Annotated in this window: 14 protein-coding genes and 1 pseudogene; 8 read left to right on the top strand and 7 right to left on the bottom strand. The window is 38.1% G+C overall.

Translation table 11 applies throughout. The annotated features are described in order from the left end of the window. Nucleotides 1–218 precede the first annotated feature (218 nt). Nucleotides 219–599, bottom strand: coding sequence for a hypothetical protein (locus tag IPP64_02135; protein ID MBL0328232.1), 381 nt, complete (start codon nt 597–599; stop codon nt 219–221). Between the two features lie 107 nt (nt 600–706). Here IPP64_02135 and IPP64_02130 point away from each other — a divergent pair. The 6 genes and pseudogenes from IPP64_02130 to IPP64_02105 all read left to right on the top strand — a co-directional run bounded on the left by IPP64_02130 (nt 707) and on the right by IPP64_02105 (nt 9,628). Next, a pseudogene (locus IPP64_02130) lies at nt 707–2,049 on the top strand (sigma-54-dependent Fis family transcriptional regulator). Nucleotides 2,050–2,259: 210 nt separating this feature from the next. Further along, nucleotides 2,260–3,621, top strand: a complete 1,362-nt coding sequence (locus IPP64_02125; protein ID MBL0328231.1) for a porin — start codon at nt 2,260–2,262, stop codon at nt 3,619–3,621. A gap of 11 nt (nt 3,622–3,632) precedes the next feature. Continuing rightward, nucleotides 3,633–4,859: a hypothetical protein gene (locus IPP64_02120; protein MBL0328230.1), complete on the top strand. Its 1,227-nt coding sequence runs from the start codon at nt 3,633–3,635 to the stop codon at nt 4,857–4,859. Nucleotides 4,860–4,862: 3 nt separating this feature from the next. Beyond that, nucleotides 4,863–6,800 carry a KUP/HAK/KT family potassium transporter gene (locus IPP64_02115; GenBank protein ID MBL0328229.1) on the top strand — a complete coding sequence of 646 codons (1,938 nt, stop codon included), beginning with the start codon at nt 4,863–4,865 and terminating at the stop codon, nt 6,798–6,800. A 137-nt stretch (nt 6,801–6,937) separates the two neighbouring features. Next, on the top strand, nt 6,938–7,915 hold the full coding sequence (locus tag IPP64_02110; GenBank protein MBL0328228.1) for a two-component sensor histidine kinase: 978 nt from the start codon (nt 6,938–6,940) through the stop codon (nt 7,913–7,915). A 198-nt stretch (nt 7,916–8,113) separates the two neighbouring features. Beyond that, entirely contained in the window at nt 8,114–9,628 is a 1,515-nt protein-coding gene (locus IPP64_02105; protein MBL0328227.1) for a 2,3-bisphosphoglycerate-independent phosphoglycerate mutase, read from the top strand. Between the two features lie 35 nt (nt 9,629–9,663). On the opposite strand, the gene IPP64_02100 is transcribed toward IPP64_02105, so the two are convergent. The 5 genes from IPP64_02100 to IPP64_02080 all read right to left on the bottom strand — a co-directional run bounded on the left by IPP64_02100 (nt 9,664) and on the right by IPP64_02080 (nt 18,315). Further along, nucleotides 9,664–10,956 carry a PKD domain-containing protein gene (locus tag IPP64_02100; GenBank protein ID MBL0328226.1) on the bottom strand — a complete coding sequence of 431 codons (1,293 nt, stop codon included), beginning with the start codon at nt 10,954–10,956 and terminating at the stop codon, nt 9,664–9,666. Nucleotides 10,957–10,997: 41 nt separating this feature from the next. After that, complete coding sequence (locus IPP64_02095; protein MBL0328225.1) at nt 10,998–11,831, bottom strand: hypothetical protein; 834 nt, start codon at nt 11,829–11,831, stop codon at nt 10,998–11,000. An 88-nt stretch (nt 11,832–11,919) separates the two neighbouring features. Further along, nucleotides 11,920–14,046, bottom strand: a complete 2,127-nt coding sequence (locus IPP64_02090) for a PKD domain-containing protein (protein ID MBL0328224.1) — start codon at nt 14,044–14,046, stop codon at nt 11,920–11,922. Between the two features lie 75 nt (nt 14,047–14,121). After that, a complete protein-coding gene (locus IPP64_02085; GenBank protein MBL0328223.1) occupies nt 14,122–16,128 on the bottom strand; it encodes a choice-of-anchor L domain-containing protein in 2,007 nt (668 codons plus the stop codon). Between the two features lie 18 nt (nt 16,129–16,146). Further along, nucleotides 16,147–18,315 carry a choice-of-anchor L domain-containing protein gene (locus IPP64_02080; protein ID MBL0328222.1) on the bottom strand — a complete coding sequence of 723 codons (2,169 nt, stop codon included), beginning with the start codon at nt 18,313–18,315 and terminating at the stop codon, nt 16,147–16,149. A 503-nt stretch (nt 18,316–18,818) separates the two neighbouring features. Here IPP64_02080 and IPP64_02075 point away from each other — a divergent pair. After that, a complete protein-coding gene (locus IPP64_02075) occupies nt 18,819–20,198 on the top strand; it encodes a dipeptidase (GenBank protein MBL0328221.1) in 1,380 nt (459 codons plus the stop codon). A gap of 121 nt (nt 20,199–20,319) precedes the next feature. Then, nucleotides 20,320–20,787, top strand: coding sequence for an LEA type 2 family protein (locus IPP64_02070; GenBank protein ID MBL0328220.1), 468 nt, complete (start codon nt 20,320–20,322; stop codon nt 20,785–20,787). Here the strand turns inward: IPP64_02070 and IPP64_02065 are convergent. Then, entirely contained in the window at nt 20,780–22,078 is a 1,299-nt protein-coding gene (locus tag IPP64_02065; GenBank protein MBL0328219.1) for a zinc-dependent peptidase, read from the bottom strand. The genes IPP64_02070 and IPP64_02065 overlap by 8 nt on opposite strands. Between the last annotated feature and the right edge of the window lie 57 nt (nt 22,079–22,135).

Below are 22,135 nucleotides of genomic sequence, written 5' to 3'. Positions count from 1 at the left end.
CCAAATAAGGCTTTAATTCCTACTAATAACACAATGGTTACAACAATAATCAGAAGGATAAATCCTCCTCCTTGCATGAATCGCGACTTTCCGCTGGATTCGTTTTCTTGATTTTCCATATATACATTTTTTAATAATTGATACTCGACCGGAATGGCCATAATAAAACAATCACACCACTTCGATGAAGTCGTGTGTAAATTCCGAGAACGAAAAAATCATATTATTAAACGATGGTAGGCAATGTAAAAAGGAGAACTGTTAAAGCTGTTGGTTAAGCTTTGACAATAAACGGGGTAAAATACACTTAAACTTTGAGAAGAAACACGTGCTAAATTGGTGGTTAAATGCTTTTTGAACGAATGCTGATTCTGAAAACCAAAGTTACGGCCTTCATTGCCTTTAATGATACATCCGCTTAACTCCTTAATGGCTGTAAGCGACTGTTCCTGTTCTGAAGCAGGATCCACATCCAAGGATGCCATTGGCTGATTTACTTCTGCAACAGCGAAAGACTGGGGTGTAATCTTCGTTCCGGTTGATGTAAAAAACACCAACAAGGCACAAACGATAACAGCTATAGTCCTAATACTTCTCATTCTGGTAAAGGTACGAAAAAAACTGCAATTTCACTAAGAAATACGACTATACATCCATCAAAATGCCTCACTTGCATTGCAGCTTTTTCTATACCTTTGTGTAATACATGACAACCAAAGGGCATATACTCATTATTGATGACGAAGAAAAACTTCGTGCCTTACTTTCCCGTATCATCGAACTGGAAGACTATAAAGTATACCAATCCTCTACTGCAAAACATGGATTGGAATTGTTGGAACATGAAAAAAACATTGACCTCATCATCACCGATGTAAAATTACCCGATGATAATGGCATTGATTTACTCTCCAAAATAAAAAACAAATACCCTTTTTGTGAAGTGATTGTGATGACCGCTTTCGGAACGATTCACGATGGTGTAAAAGCAATGAAACTGGGGGCCTTTGATTATTTCACGAAGGGAGACGATAACGAACAAATTATTCCGGCCATCAATCGCGCTATTGAAAAAGTAAAATTACAAAAGCGCATTTTTGAACTCGAAAATAAATTAGAAACAAAATTCAGTTTCGATATTATTTTAGGATCCTCCAAAAGTATTGCCGACACCATTAAGATGGCGCAAAAGGTAGCTCCTACCGATTCAACCGTTTTGCTGGAAGGTGAAACCGGAGTTGGGAAAGAATTGTTTGCGCAAGCCATTCACAATGCCAGCAACAGAAAATCAAAAGCATTTGTTGCCGTTAATTGCAGTGCCTTTCCGAAAGATTTATTAGAAAGTGAATTGTTCGGTCATAAAAAAGGGGCTTTCACCGGTGCAACAAACGATAAAAAAGGATTGTTTGAAGAAGCACACGAAGGAACGCTGTTTTTAGATGAGATGGGTGAAATGAACCTCGACTTACAAGCAAAATTATTGCGGGTTTTGGAAACACAATCATTTATTAAAGTTGGCGACTCCAAACCAACCAAAGTAAATGTGCGCATTATAGCTGCCACTAACAGAGATTTAAAAAAAGAAAGTGAGCAAGAACATTTCCGCTCCGATTTATATTACCGCTTATCTACCTTCAAAATCAATATCCCCTCCTTGCGTTCACGCAAAGAAGATATTGAAGAACTGGCCAACTATTTTTTAACGGTGTATTCCGGAAAAATAAAAAAACGCATCACCTCCATGGACAAAGCGTTTTTACAACATTTAAAAAATTACGAATGGCGCGGAAATATCCGTGAATTAAAAAACATGATTGAACGCGCCATCATCCTCAGCGAAACAGAAACGCTTACTGCCGATTTACTTCCTCCGAAATCATGTCGAGCGACCTTTGCCTTTCGGATACTTCTCTTGAAAGTTTGGAAAAAATTCATATCCATAAAATACTGCAACAGTGCAAAGGAAATAAAACCAAGGCAGCAGAACTTTTAGGGATTGGACTCACCACGCTTTACAGAAAGATGGACGAATACCACATCGAAAAATAGAAAACCCTTCCATTTTGAAAAAACCCTTCCATTTTGAAAGGGTTCTAATTCCTGTGATACTTATCATTGTGTTTATAATCAAGCGATTCCATATTTGGATTAAGTTTTGGCATGTACTCTAAGACGATGCATTGTTCAGAACGTCATTGTGACTTCTGCACTTTTGAAGAAACTTGAAGCAATGAAGGTGATAAACAAAATTTAAAAACAATGAAACACCATTTTATAATTACTTCACTCCTCTTTTTAACAACCATAACTGTTGCTCAAAAAGATTCCATCAAATCGCAAATTCCTTTTGAAGGACAAGATCAAACATGGCAAAATGGAAGCGACAGAAGAGATTCGGCTGTTTTGCAAACCAAGTATTTTACAGGGAGTGTATTGCTGGATGCCAACTACACTTACTCATTTGCGAACCCAATTGACCATACCGTTGTTGGTTCTACCGCCTTGGCTAGAAACAACGAAATGCAAGTATCGAGTTTAAATATCGGTGGAGACTTTTATTATAATGGTGCCCGCGGAAGAATCATGACACAGTTCGGAACACGCTCCACCGTTATCCCTCGCAACGATTACAGCGCTTTCCGTGGACAATACGAATTGGCAAACGTGTATCGCTATTTAAGTGAAGCCTATGCCGGTTATCACTTTAATAAAATGCATGGCATCAATGTCGATTTCGGAATGTTTATGTCGTACATCGGACTCAACTCCTATTATCAGGTAGAGAACTGGGAATACCAAGCGTCCTTCACCTCCGACAATACTCCTTGGTTTTTTAATGGTATGCGTGTGCAACTCTTTCCATCTAAAACATTAAAGATGGAATTATGGGCCATCAACGGCTGGCAGAGCTATGGAATGTTTAATGAGATGCCCGGCCTGGGAGGAAATATCACCTGGTGCCCCAACGAAAACATAAAACTTTTAACCAATGATTACTATGGAAGTGATGCAGCTGGACTACCGGGTAGAAAACGTTTTCATTCCGACAACAGTCTATTGGTTCGCTACTTCAACAGAAAAACTTCCAAAGGAATCAGTCGAATGGCATTTTCATTAACGGGGGATGTTGGTTTTGAAAAAGGTGCTGGAGTAAACGGATTTAAAGATGGCGATTCGCTACAAGGACCTGCACAATTTTTTGCCAGTGGAATGTTTTACAACCGTATTTGGTTTTATAAAAATAAATTTGCGTGGACCTTCGGAGGTGGAATCATGACCAATCCAGGAAGATATCTTGTATTGTATCCCACCGGTGATGCAAGTCCGCTGCCCAGTACTACCAACCCGACTGTCACAGCCGGAACACATCCCTACAGTGCTGCTCCCGGTGATCAGTTTAATGGATGGGACTGCTCAACCAATATCGAATGGATGCCCAACCAAAGCATCGCTTTCCGATTTGAATATGTTCATAGAGAATCAAGTGTTCCGTATTTTGCAGGACAAGGTGGAGTAACTTCGCCCAGCGGATATACCACCACTCCTTTAACACCAAGTTGGATTCCCGATTTAGTAAAAACAGAAAACAGAATTATTTTTGCAGTTCTATTTAGAATCTAAAAACAGTACTCATGAATGTAAAACGTAAAATAGAAGCCGGATTACTTTTCCTATTCACCTTATCCATAGTGATTACAGGAATATCGGCTTATAGCACAAAAAAATTGGCAGACGACTCCAATGCGATTTTGACCAATAACTACAACAGTATTGTATACGCAAAAGACATGCTGAAGGAACTTTCGACCATTAGCACCGATACTGGAAAAATAAGTACTGCCGAATTTGAAACAATCCTAAATCGTCAACACACCAACATAACAGAACAAGGAGAAAAAACACTCACCGACTCTCTTTCTTTTTTTATTACTAAAATTAAAAACAAACAAGACATTCAGGAAAGTATTGTTTCTACTAACCACCTGTTGCATCAAATTATGGATTTGAATATGGATGCTGTTGAAAAACGAAATGCATTGGCGCAGGAAACCGCTCACAATGCATTTGTATATCTCCTCATCAGCGGTGCTTTGTTTTTAATTTTAGCACTTTTATTTATTGCAAAGTTCCCATCCTACATTGCTTTGCCCATTTTAAAACGCGATAGAGATAAAACAAATTTTATTGCAACCGTTTCGCATGAGATAAAAACACCCATCGCTTCCATTAAATTAAGTACCAAACTACTGGAAGATTCCCGAATTGGAAGTTTGAACGAGGAGCAAAAACAACTTGTACAAAACATCAAAGAAGACACATTGCGTGTGATAAAAATCACAACCGAAGTTTTGAACATGGCACAAATGGAATCCGGGAAAATTCAATTGAATGTACATCCTTCGGAGCCTCGACAAATTGTTGATTATGCTATTGAAGCAACACATGTACAAGCCGAACACAAAGAGATTGCACTCGAACTCAACTGTGATGAACAATTGCCATTGGTGGATGCCGACCTTGAAAAAACAACTTGGGTGATGGTAAATTTACTTTCAAATGCTATCCGTTATTCGCCCGAAAAAAATAAAATCAGTATTCGGATTGCAACACATGAACATACCGTTGAATTTTCAGTTCAGGATTTCGGAAATGGAATTGAACATCAATACCTAAATAAAATTTTTGACCGCTACTTTCAAGTTCCGGGAAGCAAGCCGGGGACCGGACTCGGGCTCGCCATCAGCAAACAGTTTATTGAAGCGCAAGGTGGAAAAATTTGGGCGGAGAGTACCGTTGGAAAAGGTAGCACCTTCACCTTTACTTTGAATAGAAACTTTTTAAACGAAATACCACTATAGATTATGTCAACTCTCAATTTAAAAAAACTTTCTGCTGCAGGCGCATTAATCACCCTTGGAATTATTTTCGGTGATATCGGGACTTCTCCACTTTACGTTTTAAAAGCAATTGTTGGTGAAGGCAACGTTATTCATGCTGACACCATTCTGGGTGGATTGTCCTGCATTTTCTGGACGCTTACATTACAAACAACTGTAAAATATGTGATTTTAACGTTGCGTGCCGACAACAATGGTGAAGGTGGAATTTTTGCATTGTATGCACTCGTTAAAAAAGCGAAAATAAAATGGTTGATGTTTCCTGCAATCATCGGTGGAAGCACCTTGCTTGCGGATGGAATTATTACCCCACCAATTTCTGTTGCATCTGCCATCGAAGGTTTGCGAACATTGGATCCGGAGATTAATACGATTCCAATCATCCTCATCATCCTTATCATCTTGTTTTCAATTCAACAATTCGGAACAAAATTTATCGGTCGATTTTTCGGACCTGCAATGCTCATTTGGTTTTCGATGTTAACCGTATTAGGAATTGCACAGGTTACAACGAACATGAGCGTATTAAGCGCAGTAAATCCCTACTACGCCTATAAATTATTATTTCAACACCCAGAAGGATTCTTAGTGTTAGGCGCTGTTTTCCTATGTACAACAGGTGCCGAAGCACTTTATTCCGATTTGGGACATTGCGGTAAAAAGAACATTCGTGCAGCATGGATCTTTGTAAAAATCGCCTTGCTGTTAAATTATTTCGGACAAGGTGCATGGTTAATTTCACAAGAAGGTCATAAATTGGAAAGCAATCCATTTTATAGCATCATGCCGGAATGGTTTGTTCCAGTAGGAATTGCAATTTCAACCGTGGCAACGATTGTAGCAAGTCAGGCATTAATCAGTGGCTCATTCACCTTAATCAATGAAGCCATTCGTTTAAATTTTTGGCCGAAAGTTCGGATCAAATATCCGACTGATTTAAAAGGACAACTTTACATTCCATCGCTCAACTGGTTATTGTTAGCAGGTTGTATCGGCATTGTTTTATACTTCAAAGAATCATCCGGAATGGAAGCTGCGTATGGTTTAGCTATTGTATTAACAATGATTATGACCACCACGTTGTTGACTTACTACTTAATCATCAAACGTTACAATAAAATTTTCATTGGGGTTTTATTAGCGGTTTACTTAACCATTGAAAGTGCTTTCTTAATTGCAAACTTAAACAAGTTTACACATGGTGGATGGATCACCTTGTTAATTGCCGGTGGATTAATTCTAGTGATGATGGCCTGGTTTTATGCTCGCAAAATCAGAAACCGCTATACAGAATTTGTGAAACTTTCAGAATATCTTCCAGTGTTGGAAGATTTAAGCAGAGACTTAAGTGTTCCGAAATATGCAACACATCTGGTGTATTTAACCAGCGCCAACAGCAGAGAAGAAATTGAATCCAAAATTATGTATTCCATTATGCAGAAGCAACCAAAGCGTGCGGATATCTATTGGTTTGTACATGTAGATGTGGTAGATGAACCGTATTGCATGGAATACAAAGTGTGTGAATTTATTCACGATGATGTGATTCGTATTGATTTCCGATTAGGATTCAGAGTTGCACCACGCATCAATTTAATGTTCAGAAAAGTGGTAGAAGATATGGTGAAAAACAATGAAGTTGATATTACGAGCCGTTACAAATCCTTAAACAAAAACAACATCATTGGCGACTTTAGATTTATTGTTATTGAAAAATTTATTTCTTACGAAAACGAATTACCAATTCATGAAAAAATCATTCTCGATATCCACTCCGTTTTAAAACGATTGAGTTTATCAGAAGGCAGAGCATTCGGATTGGATACCAGCTCCGTAACAGTTGAAACCGTTCCTTTGATCATTACTCCATCTAAGGAAATTAACTTGAAGCGAATTGAGTGAACCTAAGTAGAGTTCTACCGTTATAGATTATGCTTTCTGAGCATCATTGAGCAGAGATTGCTTCGTTCCTCGCAATGACGTACCAATGTGCAGTGGAATGGTATCGACTTTTAGCACTTTTTTCTTACCTTTGCAGTATGAATTCGTCACCTAAAAAATCAAAACCCTTGTTTTGGTTTTACATCTTGTTAGTTTATGTATTTCTGCAATTTTCGTGGTGGACCTATTCCATGTTTCAACTCAACACCGAAAACATTCGTTTAAAAACAGAAGTAAACCTCCTGAAAGGTGAAACACTGGAAGAAGTCATTCAAAAGGGAAATGAGCTCAACGAAAAATTACATAAACGCTGGTTGATGATTTCTAGCGAAGGGGCGGTTTTTGTTTTTCTATTATTACTCGGTGGATATCAAATTAGAAAAACATTAAAGAAAGAAACGGCATTAGCACAACAGCAAAAGAATTTTTTATTATCCGTTACTCACGAATTAAAATCGCCCATTGCCTCTACCAAACTGCAATTGCAAACGCTTCAAAAACACGAATTGGATAGAACCAAACAAAAAGAAATTCTTGCGAATGCCATCAGTGATACCGAACGATTAAACAACTTGGTAGAAAATATTTTAGTTGCTGCCAAAATTGAGAACAGTGTTTTTGCTATCAACAAAGAAGAATACAATATTTCGGAATACATTACAGAAGGGATGAATCAAACGATTAATCTCTTTAACTACTCACAAAAAGTAGTCTTAAACATTGAGCCGAATATTAAAATGAAGATTGACCGAACGAGTTTTCCTTCAATCATTTTAAATTTGTTTGAAAATGCGGTGAAATATTCTCCAGCAAATTCAACGATTACAATAGGTTTAAAATCTTCCAATGGAAAAATCATTTTGAGTGTAGCAGATGAAGGGGAAGGAATTTCCAATGCCGAGAAAGAACGTATTTTCCAAAAATTTTATCGTGTCGGAAATGAAGAAGTAAGAAAAACAAAAGGAACAGGATTGGGATTATTTATCGTAAAGTATTTGGTAGAGGAACATAATGGAGTTATTGCAGTAAAAGACAATGCTCCGAAAGGAAGTGTATTTGAGGTGACATTTGGTTAGGTGCAGGACGATAAGCTTTCTTAAGGAGCGTCATTGCGAGGCACGAAGCAATCTCTCACGAAGGGCTGACCAGTCAATATCAAACAGAGATTGCTTCGTACCTCGCAATGACGTTCTAACTAGCAAATAAGTATAATAACAAACATACAGATTCGTAATTCGTATATTTCGTAAAAAGTTAGTAATTCGTTGGAGTAAATGAAAAAAGTAGCACTTATAATTTTAGATGGTTGGGGAATTGGTGATGGATCAAAATCTGATGCCATTGCAAATGCAAACACCCCTTTTGTAGACAGTCTTTACAAAAAATATCCGCACAGTACCTTGCGTACGTCCGGTGAAAACGTTGGTTTGCCCGATGGACAAATGGGGAATTCTGAAGTAGGACATTTAAACATAGGTGCCGGGAGAATTGTATACCAAGACTTCGCCCTCATCAACAAAGCCGTTCGCGAAAAAACAATCGATACAAATGTAGAGTTGGTAAAAGCATTTGACTATGCTAAAAAAGAAAACAAAGCCATTCATTTTATCGGTTTAGTTTCAGAAGGTGGTGTACATTCCTCTCAAGGACATTTACATCATTTATGCGACTTAGCAAAAGCCAAAGGATTAAGCAACGTATTCATTCATGCATTTACAGACGGAAGAGATACAGATCCGAAAAGTGGGTTAGGTTATTTGACTAATCTGGAAAATCATTTAAAATCTTCCGCAGGCAAAATTGCAAGTATTGTAGGAAGATATTATGCTATGGATAGAGATAAAAGATGGGAGCGTGTAAAACTGGCTTATGATTTATTAGTAAAAGGCGAAGGAACTAAAACACAAAATGCAATTCAAGCAATCGAAGCATCGTATGCAGAAAATGTAACCGATGAATTTATTAAACCTATTGTTTGTACCGATGCTTCCGGAAATCCAATTGGGAACATCAAAGAAAATGACGTAGTAATTTGTTTTAATTTCCGAACCGACCGTTGCAGAGAAATTACACATGTGCTTACACAACAAGACATGCCGGAGCAAGGAATGAAAACCCTCCCACTCTATTATGTTACAATGACCAATTACGATGCGACATTTAAAAATGTACACATCCTATATGATAAAGACAATTTGGTAAACACCTTGGGTGAAGTATTGGAAAGCGCAGGAAAGAAACAAATACGCATTGCAGAAACAGAAAAATACCCGCATGTTACATTTTTCTTTTCAGGTGGGAGAGAAAAAGAATTTATTGGTGAAAAAAGAATTATGGCGCCTTCACCAAAAGTAGCTACCTATGACTTACAACCGGAGATGAGTGCTGTTGAACTAACCAATGCCATCTTACCAGAAATTAAAAAAGGCGAAACCGATTTTATTTGTTTAAACTACGCCAATGCAGATATGGTTGGTCACACAGGAGATTACAAAGCAGTAGTAAAAGCTGTTGAAACGGTAGATGCTTGCACAAAACGAATTGTAGAAGCAGGAATTGAATCCGGATATTCGTTCATCATCATTGCCGACCACGGCAACTCTGATTACATGATTAATCCGGATGGTTCACCTAACACGGCTCATACAACCAATCCTGTTCCTTGCATTTTAATTGATAACGATTACAAAAACATCCAGGAAGGAAAGTTGGCAGACATTGCTCCTACTATCTTAAAAATATTAGGAGTAGGCATTCCGAAAGAGATGGATGGAGATGTGTTGATTTGAAAAATTGGAAATAAGTCAATTTGATTTTCGAAACTCTATCTTACTAACGTTACCTTACCAATGTATTGATGTTCGAGGTGTTCCACCTCATCGAAGAAACGTATTTTGTAAACATAGACATCTTGTTCACACAATTTGGATTTATAAAAACCATTCCAACCCACTTGTAAGTCGTCTGTTTCAAATATTTTTTCTCCCCATCGATCAAAGATTAAAAACTCATAATCGTATACTCCAAATAATTTTGGCATAAACACATCGTTCATTCCATCGCCATTCGGAGTAAATGCATTTGGAAGCCAGAATAAAAAACCAGGATAAATAAATACTTCTGAATAGGCTGTGTCGGTGCATCCATAATCATTCTGTACCACTTGCATTAAACTGTATAAATTTACAGCAGGATACGTATGCATCGTATCACAAGGCGTTGAGGACGTTCCATCCCCCCAATACATGGTACAACTGGTAGCACCAAAACTTGTATCCACTGTTGTTACAAACGGATGTGTGATGGACGTATCGTGCGGAGAAACCGTAAACCCTGCAACAGGAGAAGGAAAAACCTGAACGATATCCGACAAGTAAAACGTATCACTGCAACCAAATGCATTGGTAACAATCAAATTTGTTAAGTAAACACCCACCGATGGATACAAATGATACGGGTTTTCTGAGGTAGATGTTTGTCCATCACCAAAATCCCATTGATAGGTTAATGGAGAAACAGTAGAGGTATTTAAAAAATGTACTGGCTGCAAATCGCAAGCAATTGTCGACTCCAAATAATAGCCGGCATTGGGCTCCTGAAAGATGGAAACATAATTTGTATCGGTTACCGTACATCCATTTTCACTCACTGTAAATGAAATGGGCACCAAACCTGTCGCACTAAAAACAATGTTGGTTGGATTCAAACTTGCACTGCTCGTTGGTGTTCCATACGGTCCGAAGTTCCATAAAAATGTTGCACTACTAGAATATGTTCCACTTCCACTAAAATCAAAACTGTTTACACTAAAACATTCACCTGGAGGAGGAGAAAACGTAGCATCAATTACTGGATAAATTTGAAAAACAGAAGTTGCGGTATCTGCACAACCGGAGGATGAACTCACTATTAATGTAACAACATAAGTTCCCGTATCAGCGTAGGTCCAAGTAGGAGCAACCAAACTTGAAGTATCGGATAAGGTAGACTGATCACCAAAATCCCATTGATAGTTTACTGCATTCACACTTGTTTGTGTAAACGTTACTGTTGTTCCAAAACAAAAAGTGGTTTGATTAGGAATGGAAGCAACTGCCAAGGTAGAACAATCGACCACGTTAAATTGAAAATCTCTTTTATTCGTTGCAATTAAAACACCTAGCGAAATTCACTCACACAAACACCAACTACCCATTGACCAATCATATCCGGTGTTCCGGTTAACAAACCGGTTGTTGGATCAATCCAGATTGGTGTGGACGCACTCATTGGATACGTTCCACTGTAAGGTGATTGCCAAGGAATAAATGCATACGGTGGTGGAGAAGAAATCCCCGGACATCCCGGAGGAGCAATCACTCCGATGCTAGGACAAAGCACATCTAAACCTGAAAACGGATCACACAATTCATAATACAAAGAATCACCATCAGGATCAACAGCTGAATGATCAAAAAACAATGGGATGTCGGTACAAACAAAAAGCGGAGGAAAATAATTGTAACGCGGACTGCTATTACCCGGAGCGGTGGTATTGTCGGGAATATGCACCACGTAGGATGACCCGACAGAATTTGGAGAGATTACATTTAATATAGTTGCATTCCTGCAACAACGTTGATATACTAAATCATAGCCACCCGGAATACTGGGAAGATTAACAATGCCTTGATACACGGCTTCTTCCACACATACATTGGTTGGAGGACTAAAACATGGACTATTAATAATCGGAGGAAGTTGTATCGAGCCTGGAAAAACAATATTGATGCTATCTATAAATGTGCCTGCACTGTTAAAAACAAAAATGGTAGCAGCACTATCATAAGGCGCTCCGGCAGAAAAACAATCGCGGTATAATTTTAAAGTAATTCGGTAGTTGTTGGCACCCAGGTTATCGTAATATATTTCGCCTCCTACAATGTGATCGGCAACACTCACATTGGAACAACAAACAAAAAAGAAAACGATTAGAATAAATTTAAATCTCATACCCAATACAATAAACGATGCTGTATTATAAATACAATATTACAACATAAATAAGTTACGGGGATGTGAACTATCTTTTTGTACGTGATTACCTCACCAAAGTTACTCTGCCAATATACTGATGATCTAGGTTTTCTACATCATCTTGGAAGTTAATTTTATAAACAAATACATCGTTGGTGCATAATCTGCCTTTAAAATAACCATTCCAGCCTTCTTCCTCATTGCTTGTTTCAAATATTTTTTCTCCCCAACGATCGAAAATTAAAAATGAATAATTGTGTACTCCCAGCAATTTGGGTTTGAACACATCGTTCAATCCATTTCCATTTGGCGTAAAGGCATTTGGAATATAAAATAAAAATTCAGGACGAATAATCACTTCAATGTATGCGGTATCCTTACAGCCGGATGCATTTACAACGACTTGCATAATCGTATATGTTCCCGGTTTAGTATATGTATGCATCGTATCGCAGTTGGTACTAAATGTTCCATCCCCCCAATAAATATCGCAATCGCTTGCACCGCTGCTTAAATCAAACACCTGCACATCCGGATAAAAAATGGATGTATCCGTTGGTGTTGCATCAACTCCAGCCTGCGGTGAAGGGAATACAGAAACCGGTGAAGGCAATGCAAAGGTATCTTTACAACCATGAGAAGTAGAAACAATTAAACTGGTGGGATACACTCCAACAGCAGGATAGATATGATATGGATTTTGTACGCTACTTGTTCCACCATCACCAAACTCCCAATAATAACTTAAAGGAGTATCACCAACAGAAGCATCCATAAACAGAACAGGTTGCAATTCACAAGCGAGAGCTGTTACTAATGAATAATCAGCGACTGGCTTTGGATAGACATTCACATTGTTTGTATATGTTTCGGTACAACCATTTTCTGTGACAGTAAAAGTGACGGGAAAAGTACCAACAGAATTGTATATAATATTTGTAGGGTTTAGAGCATTGCTTGTTGTGGGACTTGCATTTGCACCAAAATTCCATGTAAAGGTTCCGTTCCCCATGTATGCTCCTCCGGCAGTAAAATCAAAACTGTTTTCGTAAATACATTCACCAGCCGGTGGCGAAAAAACAGGATCCAACAACGGATAAATATAAAACGTAGTGGATTGCGTATCGGCACACATTGTTCCCGGATTAATAATCAACATCACTTGATACGTTCCTGAATCAGCGTAAGTCCAAGTAGGATTTAAAAGATTAGAAGTATCCAATGTTGTGGTAGGATCACCAAAATCCCAATGATAGGTGAATGCATTTAAACTTGCTTGAGTAAAATTCACATTGTATCCAAAACAAAATGTGGTTTGCAAAGGAATGGATGCAACCGGTAAACCCGGACAAACAACCACATTGAATTGAAAATCGCGTTTGTTGACATCAACCAAAATTCCATTTCGGTATTCACTCACACAAACTCCTACCACCCATTGTCCAACCATATTCGGAGTTCCTGTCATTAATCCAGTATTCGGATCAATGGCCAAAGCAGGCGAAGCACTCATCGGATACGTTGCATTGTAGGGTGCTTGCCAAGGAACAAACGCATAAGGTGGAGGCGATGCAATTCCCGGACAACCCGCTGCAACACCGACAGCACCCAACGAAGGACAAACTGGATCTAAACCAGTATACGGGTCACACAATTCGTAATACAACGAATCGCCATCAGGATCGGTTGCGGAGTGATCAAAAAACAAAGGCACGCCTGCACATAAAAAGATGGGAGGAAAATTGGTATACCGCGGACTACTGTTTGTTGGAGCAATACTATTATCCGGAATGTGCGCCATATACGTAGAACCAACATCACCGGGCAATACCAAATTTAAAATGGTCCCGTTTCTGCAACAGCGCTGATAAGATAAGTTATAGCCACCGGGAATATTGGGGAGATTAACCACTCCTTGATAAATGCCTTCCTCCACACAAATATTGGTAGGTGGTGTAAAACAAGGATTATTGATGGTAGTAGGTAATATTACGGTTGGAGGTCGAGGAATTTCAATGCTATCAATAAATACACCGGCACTGTTAAAAATAAAAATACATGCAGGATCATCTAAAAGCGGAACACCATTGTAACAGTCGCGATATACTTTTAGCGTAATCCGATAATTGTCTCCTCCGAGGTAATCATAGTAAATTTCGCCACCCACAATGTGGGTAGAAAAATTTTTCAATGATAACATCATGAAAAAAAAGAGTATCAAAAAACGTTTCAATCTCATGATTACAATTCACAAAAAAGAGTGTATTTATTTCATGCGTGTAATGTGAAAATACCCTGCAAATACTTTACTTTCGTCAGAGCTGGTTGTTTTAAATGAAGAGCTTGGATTTGCATTCGCCAATATTGTTCCAGCTGCAGGCACTGTTAACACATAATAATAAACACCATCCACTGATTTTGATCCGTTCCAATCATTTTTATAATCAGCACTTTCAAAAACTTTATTTCCCCAGCGGTTATAAATTGCCAAGGAGCTTCCCGGAAATTTTTCAAGATTTTCTACAAAGAACAATTCATTCAGTGCAGGACCCGTTCCATCAGGAGTAATCACGTTTGGAATATTTAATACACAAGAACTTTCTACACCAACTGCAACTTGATCGGTTTGAACATTGCCGCAGATATCGGTAATTGTAATTTGATAAATTCCATTTCCGTTTGCAATAATATTTGTAAGTGGAGTATTTGTAGAAGTAACCGTATCAGTACCTGTGATGGTTGTCCAGCTATACGTATATGGAGAACCTCCTCCGGTAATGGTTGCATTGATTGCGATTAAATCACCGGGACAAACCAACATATCCGGACCGGCACTTACCACCATTGGTGCAAATGTTGCAACGGTAACTACGGCTGAATCCAAAACAGAAGGAGTTGGATCGGGCACACCATTGCAGGCATCATTTACACTAACAGTATACGTTGTTGTAGTTGTAACCGTAACCGTGTTGCTTGGAGTAGATGCTAATCCACCGCTCCACGAATAGGTATAAGGTTCAACACCACCAGTAACATTTGCATTGAGTGTAAGCGTTCCTCCCAAATTACAGAAGGTTGTATCTGACAATCCCGTTAAACTTAAAGGCGTGTATTCATTTAGATAAACTGTAGCATAAGTGGTTGTTCCACCGCAAGCACCGGATAAAATAATCGACAATTGAATGGTATCCAATCCTTCTAATACAGCATCTGAAACTGCGTTGATACAATAAGAAATAGAATCTTGTCCGGCTGCAAAAATCAATTGATTCGGCAATGGCACACCAACAACACCGGTATTGTAATCCACACCATTGATTGCAGAACCACCTATCGTTAAGTTTACAGTATCTGCATTTGCAAGATTTGAAGTTCTAACAAAATAGATGCAAGCCAAACCACAACCTTCATATAAGGTAGAATCATTTGTTCCGCCATAACTGATTTCAGGAATGATGGTAACACCTTGACTGCTGAAACTACCCGCTTCTAAGAATACACCTGAATCCAAAATATCATCACCACCGTCACCAATCGCCAATTTAATATGATATGTTTCTCCACATTGCACTGGAGAAATAGCGGTAAGTGGAACAGTGAATCCATCGTACTGCACGGTTGCACCATCCGGTGCTGTTCCCGTTCCAAAACCATCACCATTGTCAACATAATACATTCCATAAGATGTCAAGTTTAAGTTAAACATTGTAACTGGCAAAGCTGTGCCTGGAATAAGCGCAATGTTTTGGGCTCCACCACTAAACGGACCAGAGATACCCGGACCACTGATAAAAAATCCAAAACCATCGTTGATTCCACCTGGGATTGTACTTACATACTCCATGTATTCTTCGGAAGCAAAAACATAATTAAATTTTACTGTATCTGAAGTCGGAATGAAATCAAACTCTAAAATCGTTGCATCAAAACTCAATGTAGGAGCCATGATAATATTTAAATCAGGGTCACCGGGAAGTCCATTTCCAACAGAAGCGCCCGACATATTATTTGGACCAATTGCATTTGTTAAATTACCGCAGGTCAATAAAACGCCTGATGAAAAACCAATGTTAGACAATGCTCCGTTAAATGTTCCTCTACTGATGGTTGCACCGGTATATGTAATACCACTGGCAGTAACACCCGTTCCTAACAATGTATCTACCAATTGTGCAGGAGTAAATCCTCCGTTAACAGTTAACTGTGCAACAGAAGTGTTTAAAATAAATACACTTGCTACTGCGGTTGCAATTTTCTTAATCATTGATTTCATCTTTTCTATTTTATATAATTAACGGACGAGTGTTACACTACCTATTCTTCTTACAATCTGGTAACGGTATCCTTCTAAATCAAATATTACTGCATACACAGCGGATGGTGCCTTTTGCCCTTTGTATGTTCCATCCCAACCGGTATTCAAATCATTGGTTTCAAAAAGTAATTCACCCCAACGATCATAAATTTTCATGTTGTATTTTTTTATTCCTGCGCCATAGCCCATAAACAAATCGTTGTTACCATTTGCATTGGGAGTAAAGGCATTCGGGAAATAAAAATAAAAATCCGGAAGCACTACAATGGTTTGATATACTGTATCCGCGCAACCTTCTACATTCGTTGCAATCAGCATCACCGTATAGGTTCCATCGTTGATATAATCGTGTGAAGGATTTACATCAGTAGAAACAGAATCTTCGGAGCCATCACCAAAATTCCAAAAATAGGAAATCGCTCCACTGGATTGATTGTTAAATTGTAAACTTTGATTGGTAACCAAAGTGAAATCAAAATCTGCATGAATTGGAAATACGGTAACTGCAATGGTATCTGTTATTGTTAATCCGCAATCATCTGTAACAGTTACTGTATAGGTTGTACTGGCAGCAGGGGTAACAGTTACAGAATCGATGATGGTAACACTAGGCGACCAAGAATAAATATAATCAGGTAATCCGAAAGAAGGATTTGCATCCAACAACACACTATTGCCGCCACAAATGGTGGTATCATTACTTACGGTTAATTGCAAAGGTGTGTAAGGAATAATAGTAACTGTGACACTATCACTGGCTGCATTTCCACAACTGTCCGTTACAGTCACAACATAGGTTGTTGTTATTGTTGGATTGACGACCGCAGCAGAAGTTGTACTCGTGGTATTTGTCCAGCTATATGTATAACTTCCAACTGCTACTCCTCCGCTGGCGACAGCCGTGAGTGGCAGATTAGAGAACGGACAAGACAAAGTGGTATCGTTATTCAAACTGACACTTATCGGGGGAGAATCAATAATTAACAAGGTTAAAGTTGCTGTATCGTTACCACAAGGTGTACTTGCATAAACAGTAAGGATAACGGTTTCTGTTCCTTCAATCAATCCATCGGGCAATGAGTTGATGGTGACATACGCAGAATCTTGTCCGACTGCAAAATAAATGCTATCGCTAACACTTGTATAATCTAAACCATTGGTAGCGGTACCTGACAAAGTGAAATAAAATGTATCGGCAACGGCTAAGTTGTTTGTTCCTCTGTCGAACAAAACGGATGCAAATCCACAACCTTCGTAAATAGTGGTATCGTTACCACTTACTAAACCACCAAAGCTGGTGGAAGACGACATGAATACATTTCCGGTACTTACAAAGCTTCCCTCTTCAATAAAAACGCCTGAATCTAAAATATCATCTCCCCCATCGGCAATCGCCATTTTGATGTGATACGTTTGTCCGCATTGCACCGCAGCAACAGCTTCTAACGGAACGGTAAACCCATCGTATTGAATAGTTAGTCCATCCGGAGCAGTGCCGGTTCCAAAGCCATCACCATTATCAAAATAATAAGCTGCATTTGTATACAAGTTCAAATTAAACATGGTTACTGGCAGAGAGGTTCCGGGAATGATGGCAATGTTTTGTGCTCCACCACTGAAAGGACCTGAAATTCCGGGACCACTGATAAAAAACCCGAATCCATCATTGATACCACCGGGAGTGGTGCTCACAAATTCCATGTATTCTTCGGAGCCAAACACGTAATTAAATTTGATGGTATCGGAAGTGGCAACAAAATCAAATTCCAAAATGGTGGCATCGTAACTCAAGGTTGGCGACATGATAATATTCAAATCAGGGTCACCGGGAAGTAAATTTCCTAAAGAGGCGCCAGACATATTGTTCGGACCAATTGCATTGGTAAGGTTCCCACTGGTTAAAAGAATTCCGGAATTAAAGCCAATGTTAGAAGCGCTACCATTAAAGGTTCCTCTGGCATTTGGGCTTCCCGTATAGGTGATACCGGTGGCAGTTAATCCACCACCACTCATCAATACGTTTTGAACCATAAACGTAGGCGTTACACCACTGTTAACGGTTAATTGCCCATAACAGAAGCTATTTACAAAAGCAATAACAACGCTTACAAGAAAAAAGGATTTACGTAAAAATGAAAAATTCATTGTTGTTCTTATTGTCATCTGAATATCAAGCAAATATACCAAAAAAGTCGTTACTTTTTATCGATTTAACTGCATTTTTTATGAGTTCATCGAAGAAAAATTGGGAGTAAAAAACTCAATCTACTTCCTTGCAACTCATTATCAGACGCGGATTTTAGTTCAGAAGTTGCAAGGCAAAATTAAATTTCCACCTCAATTACGCACTTTTTACAGTCTAAAAAAAACCTGTTTTCACTAATTCTTACATTTTGAACGATTTTAATCCTCTGGAATGGGGAGAAATACTTCACCGAAAAGCCAGAGAATGCATACAATACAACGATTTCAAGAACCAACAATTCGGAAATCAACTTAGTTTTCAAGCTGACAAAAAGCAGAATAATTTTTTCAATAAAAAAGGGTCGAATCGATAATAAATTGCCAAATTTGTGCTTCTGAAATGTTGGTTGTTGGAAGACACCTGACGGAAGTAAAATCTAAAATAAAAAAACAATTATACAATCATGGTAAATCCAAACATTAACTCGTATATCGAAAAAAACAAAGACCGTTTTTTAAATGAACTTTTTGAATTATTGCGCATTCCTTCTGTTAGTGCCGACCCAAAATATAAAGACGATGTAGTAAAAACTGCGGCTGTGATTAAAGAAAAATTAGTAGCTGCCGGTGCAGAAAAAGTTGAAATTTGTGAAACTGCAGGGTATCCAATTGTATACGGAGAAAAAATTATTGATAAAAATTTACCGACCATTTTAGTATATGGTCATTACGATGTTCAACCCGCAGACCCTATTGAATTGTGGACATCCGGACCATTTGAGCCGGTGATTAAAGATGGAAAAATTTACGCCCGCGGTGCATGTGATGATAAAGGACAAATGTACATGCATGTAAAAGCATTCGAATTGATGATGCAAACCAATTCTCTTCCTTGTAATATCAAATTTATGATTGAAGGAGAAGAAGAAGTGGGTTCCAGCAATTTGGCAACATTTGTAAAACAAAACAAAGAAAAATTAAAAGCAGATGTGATTGTAATTTCCGATACCGGAATTATTGCGAACGACATCCCTTCTATCACTGTTGGATTGCGTGGTTTGAGTTATGTGGAAGTGGAAGTAACAGGTCCGAACAGAGATTTACATTCCGGACTATACGGTGGAGCGGTTGCAAATCCAATCAACATTTTATGTGAGATGATTGCAAAAATGAAGGATGATAAAAATCACATTACCATTCCCGGATTTTATGATGATGTTGAAATATTAACTGCTGAAGAGCGCGCTGAAATGGCTAAAGCACCTTTCAGTTTAGATGCTTACAAAAAAGCATTAGACCTTTCTGATATTCATGGAGAAGATGGATTCAGCACCAACGAACGCAATTCTATTCGTCCGACTTTAGACGTAAATGGTATCTGGGGTGGTTATCAAGGTGAAGGAGCAAAAACAGTTATTGCTTCTAAAGCCTATGCAAAAATTTCGATGCGTTTGGTGCCTCACCAAAACAGCGATAAGATTATGACCCTTTTCAAAAACTATTTTGAAAGCATCGCACCAAAATCAGTAAAAGTAAAAGTGACTCCACACCATGGCGGAGAACCTGTTGTAACGCCAAGCACATCTGTTGCCTATAAAGCAGCGAGTATGGCCATGGAAACAACATTCGGAAAAAAACCGGTACCGGTTCGCAGTGGTGGAAGTATTCCTATTGTTGCCATGTTCAAATCCGAATTGGGATTGGATTCAGTATTAATGGGATTTGGTTTGGATTCTGATGCGATTCACTCACCAAATGAACATTATGGTGTATTCAATTATTTCAAAGGGATTGAAACCATTCCATATTTCTTTAAAAACTTTGCTGATTTAAGTAAGAAGTAATTACAAAATAAACTGTTCTTAAATTCGTTTTATCAATAGAACGTCATTGCGGGTCCTGCGCTTTAGCAGAACTCGCAATGACGTTTCGGGGAGAAATTTGTTTAAATACATTATCAATACAATGAAAAAATACGTTTTATATATTTTATGTTTCCTTACACTTACTTCCTGTGGCGATTTTCAAGACGTTACATTTTTGGGGATTGATAGTGTGAAAGTGAATAAACTTTCGCAACAAGGATTAGACATTGATGTAACAGCAAAAATTAAAAATCCGAACAATGTTGCTTTTATAATTTACAAATCGGATTTGGATGCCACTTTTAGTGGAATGAATGTTGGAAAAGCCAGCATCACGAAAAATGTAAAAATAAAAGCCAACTCCGAACAAGGATATACTTTTAATGTGAAATCCAACTTTTCAAAACTAAGCGCAGGAGAACTTCCAAACCTTTTGTCTATTGCGATGAGCAGAAGTATTAAAGTAGGATTAAAAGGAAATTTGAAAGTGGGAAAAATGTTGGTAAAGAAAGAATATCCGGTAGACATGACAAAAAACATCCCCCTAAATCTAAGCGGATTTAATTAATAATCTGACAGGATTCTACTCTATCCATTCCTAATAAGCCGGTCGTTTTGTTTACCACCACGCGTCTTGCATCTTCATATCTATCAAAATGTTCAATCATGTAGTTTATTACATTTCGCTCCAAAGCAGTGCTGTTTCCTTCACCAGATAAAGTAACTTCCAATCCATGACTACCATTTTGAAACGCAACCACCTCATAGGTAACTGTTGTATGTTTTACAGGAATAAACGTATTCAAACAAAATAAAAAATTAATCAAACACATTCCGAACCCTGAAAAAGCATACATCGAAAACTGATGGTATTCCATATCCAAATATGGTTTTACATATTTCCATTGAATCAAACCCAAAGCACCACAGAAAAACAATAAAATAAAAACTGCGCCAATGCTGATAACGGTAGTAGACCAAAACCAAATGAGCAAAGGGATACCAACGAACAAACCAATAAAAGTAGAAATCATGGCAATGTATATTCCATTCCGTTGAATAGTGGTTTGAAATAATGTATACCGTTCTTCAATGTTCGAATTATTTAATATTTGTTGGTTTAATTCTTCATGATCGGCTTCTTTAACTGTTTCCATGTGCATCACAGCACGCTCGGCATATACTCTCACTTGATAATCACCTTTCACGTTATCCGGATCCTGATTCAACATCAACATTAAATAATTATACAAGTGTGGAAGCTGTTTTTTAAATTCTTTGGGTGCTTCAAAAAAATGTTCAACACATACGGCAAAAAACTCGTGCATATTTGTTCCACCATATTCGCGTAGAAAGTCCACCTTTTTTTCTTTCAGCTCCAAGTAATCTTTCATGGCAATATCTTCCCATCGTTCGAAATAGGCAGAAAAATGTTCGTCATAGTTTCCTTCCTCATCCAAGTCGATGTATAAAGCATGCGCCAATTCGTGCAATCCTAAATTCACTTTATCATCTTCCACGGCATACCCTTCTTTAAAGTCGTTCCACGACAGAGACAGCACACCACTTTGTGTATTTAGTCCTTTGAGATTAACATTTAAATATTTGGAAAAAAACACACGTGGGAAAACATTGATAGCATACAAATGTGAAATCATAAAATCTTTCAATCCAAAGGTCAATTGAATGGCAGCAGCGGATATCAATACTTTAATTTCGTCTGTAACTACCAATCCTTCTCTGCCAATAAATTTTTTGTCCTCCATGAACTTAAACAGTCGGTTGACAAAAATTTCCTGCGCATCGGGCGAAAGATTTCTGAAATAGGTATTCTTTTGTTTTAAAATAGCGTAAGGCACATATGAAATTAAAAATTAAACTTGATAAATAAAAATTATCGTGATTATACTTTGTAT

The organism is Bacteroidota bacterium (assembly GCA_016722565.1).
Classification (GTDB): Bacteria; Bacteroidota; Bacteroidia; order 2-12-FULL-35-15; family 2-12-FULL-35-15; genus 2-12-FULL-35-15.
This window is presented reverse-complemented; position numbering and strand designations above follow the sequence as displayed.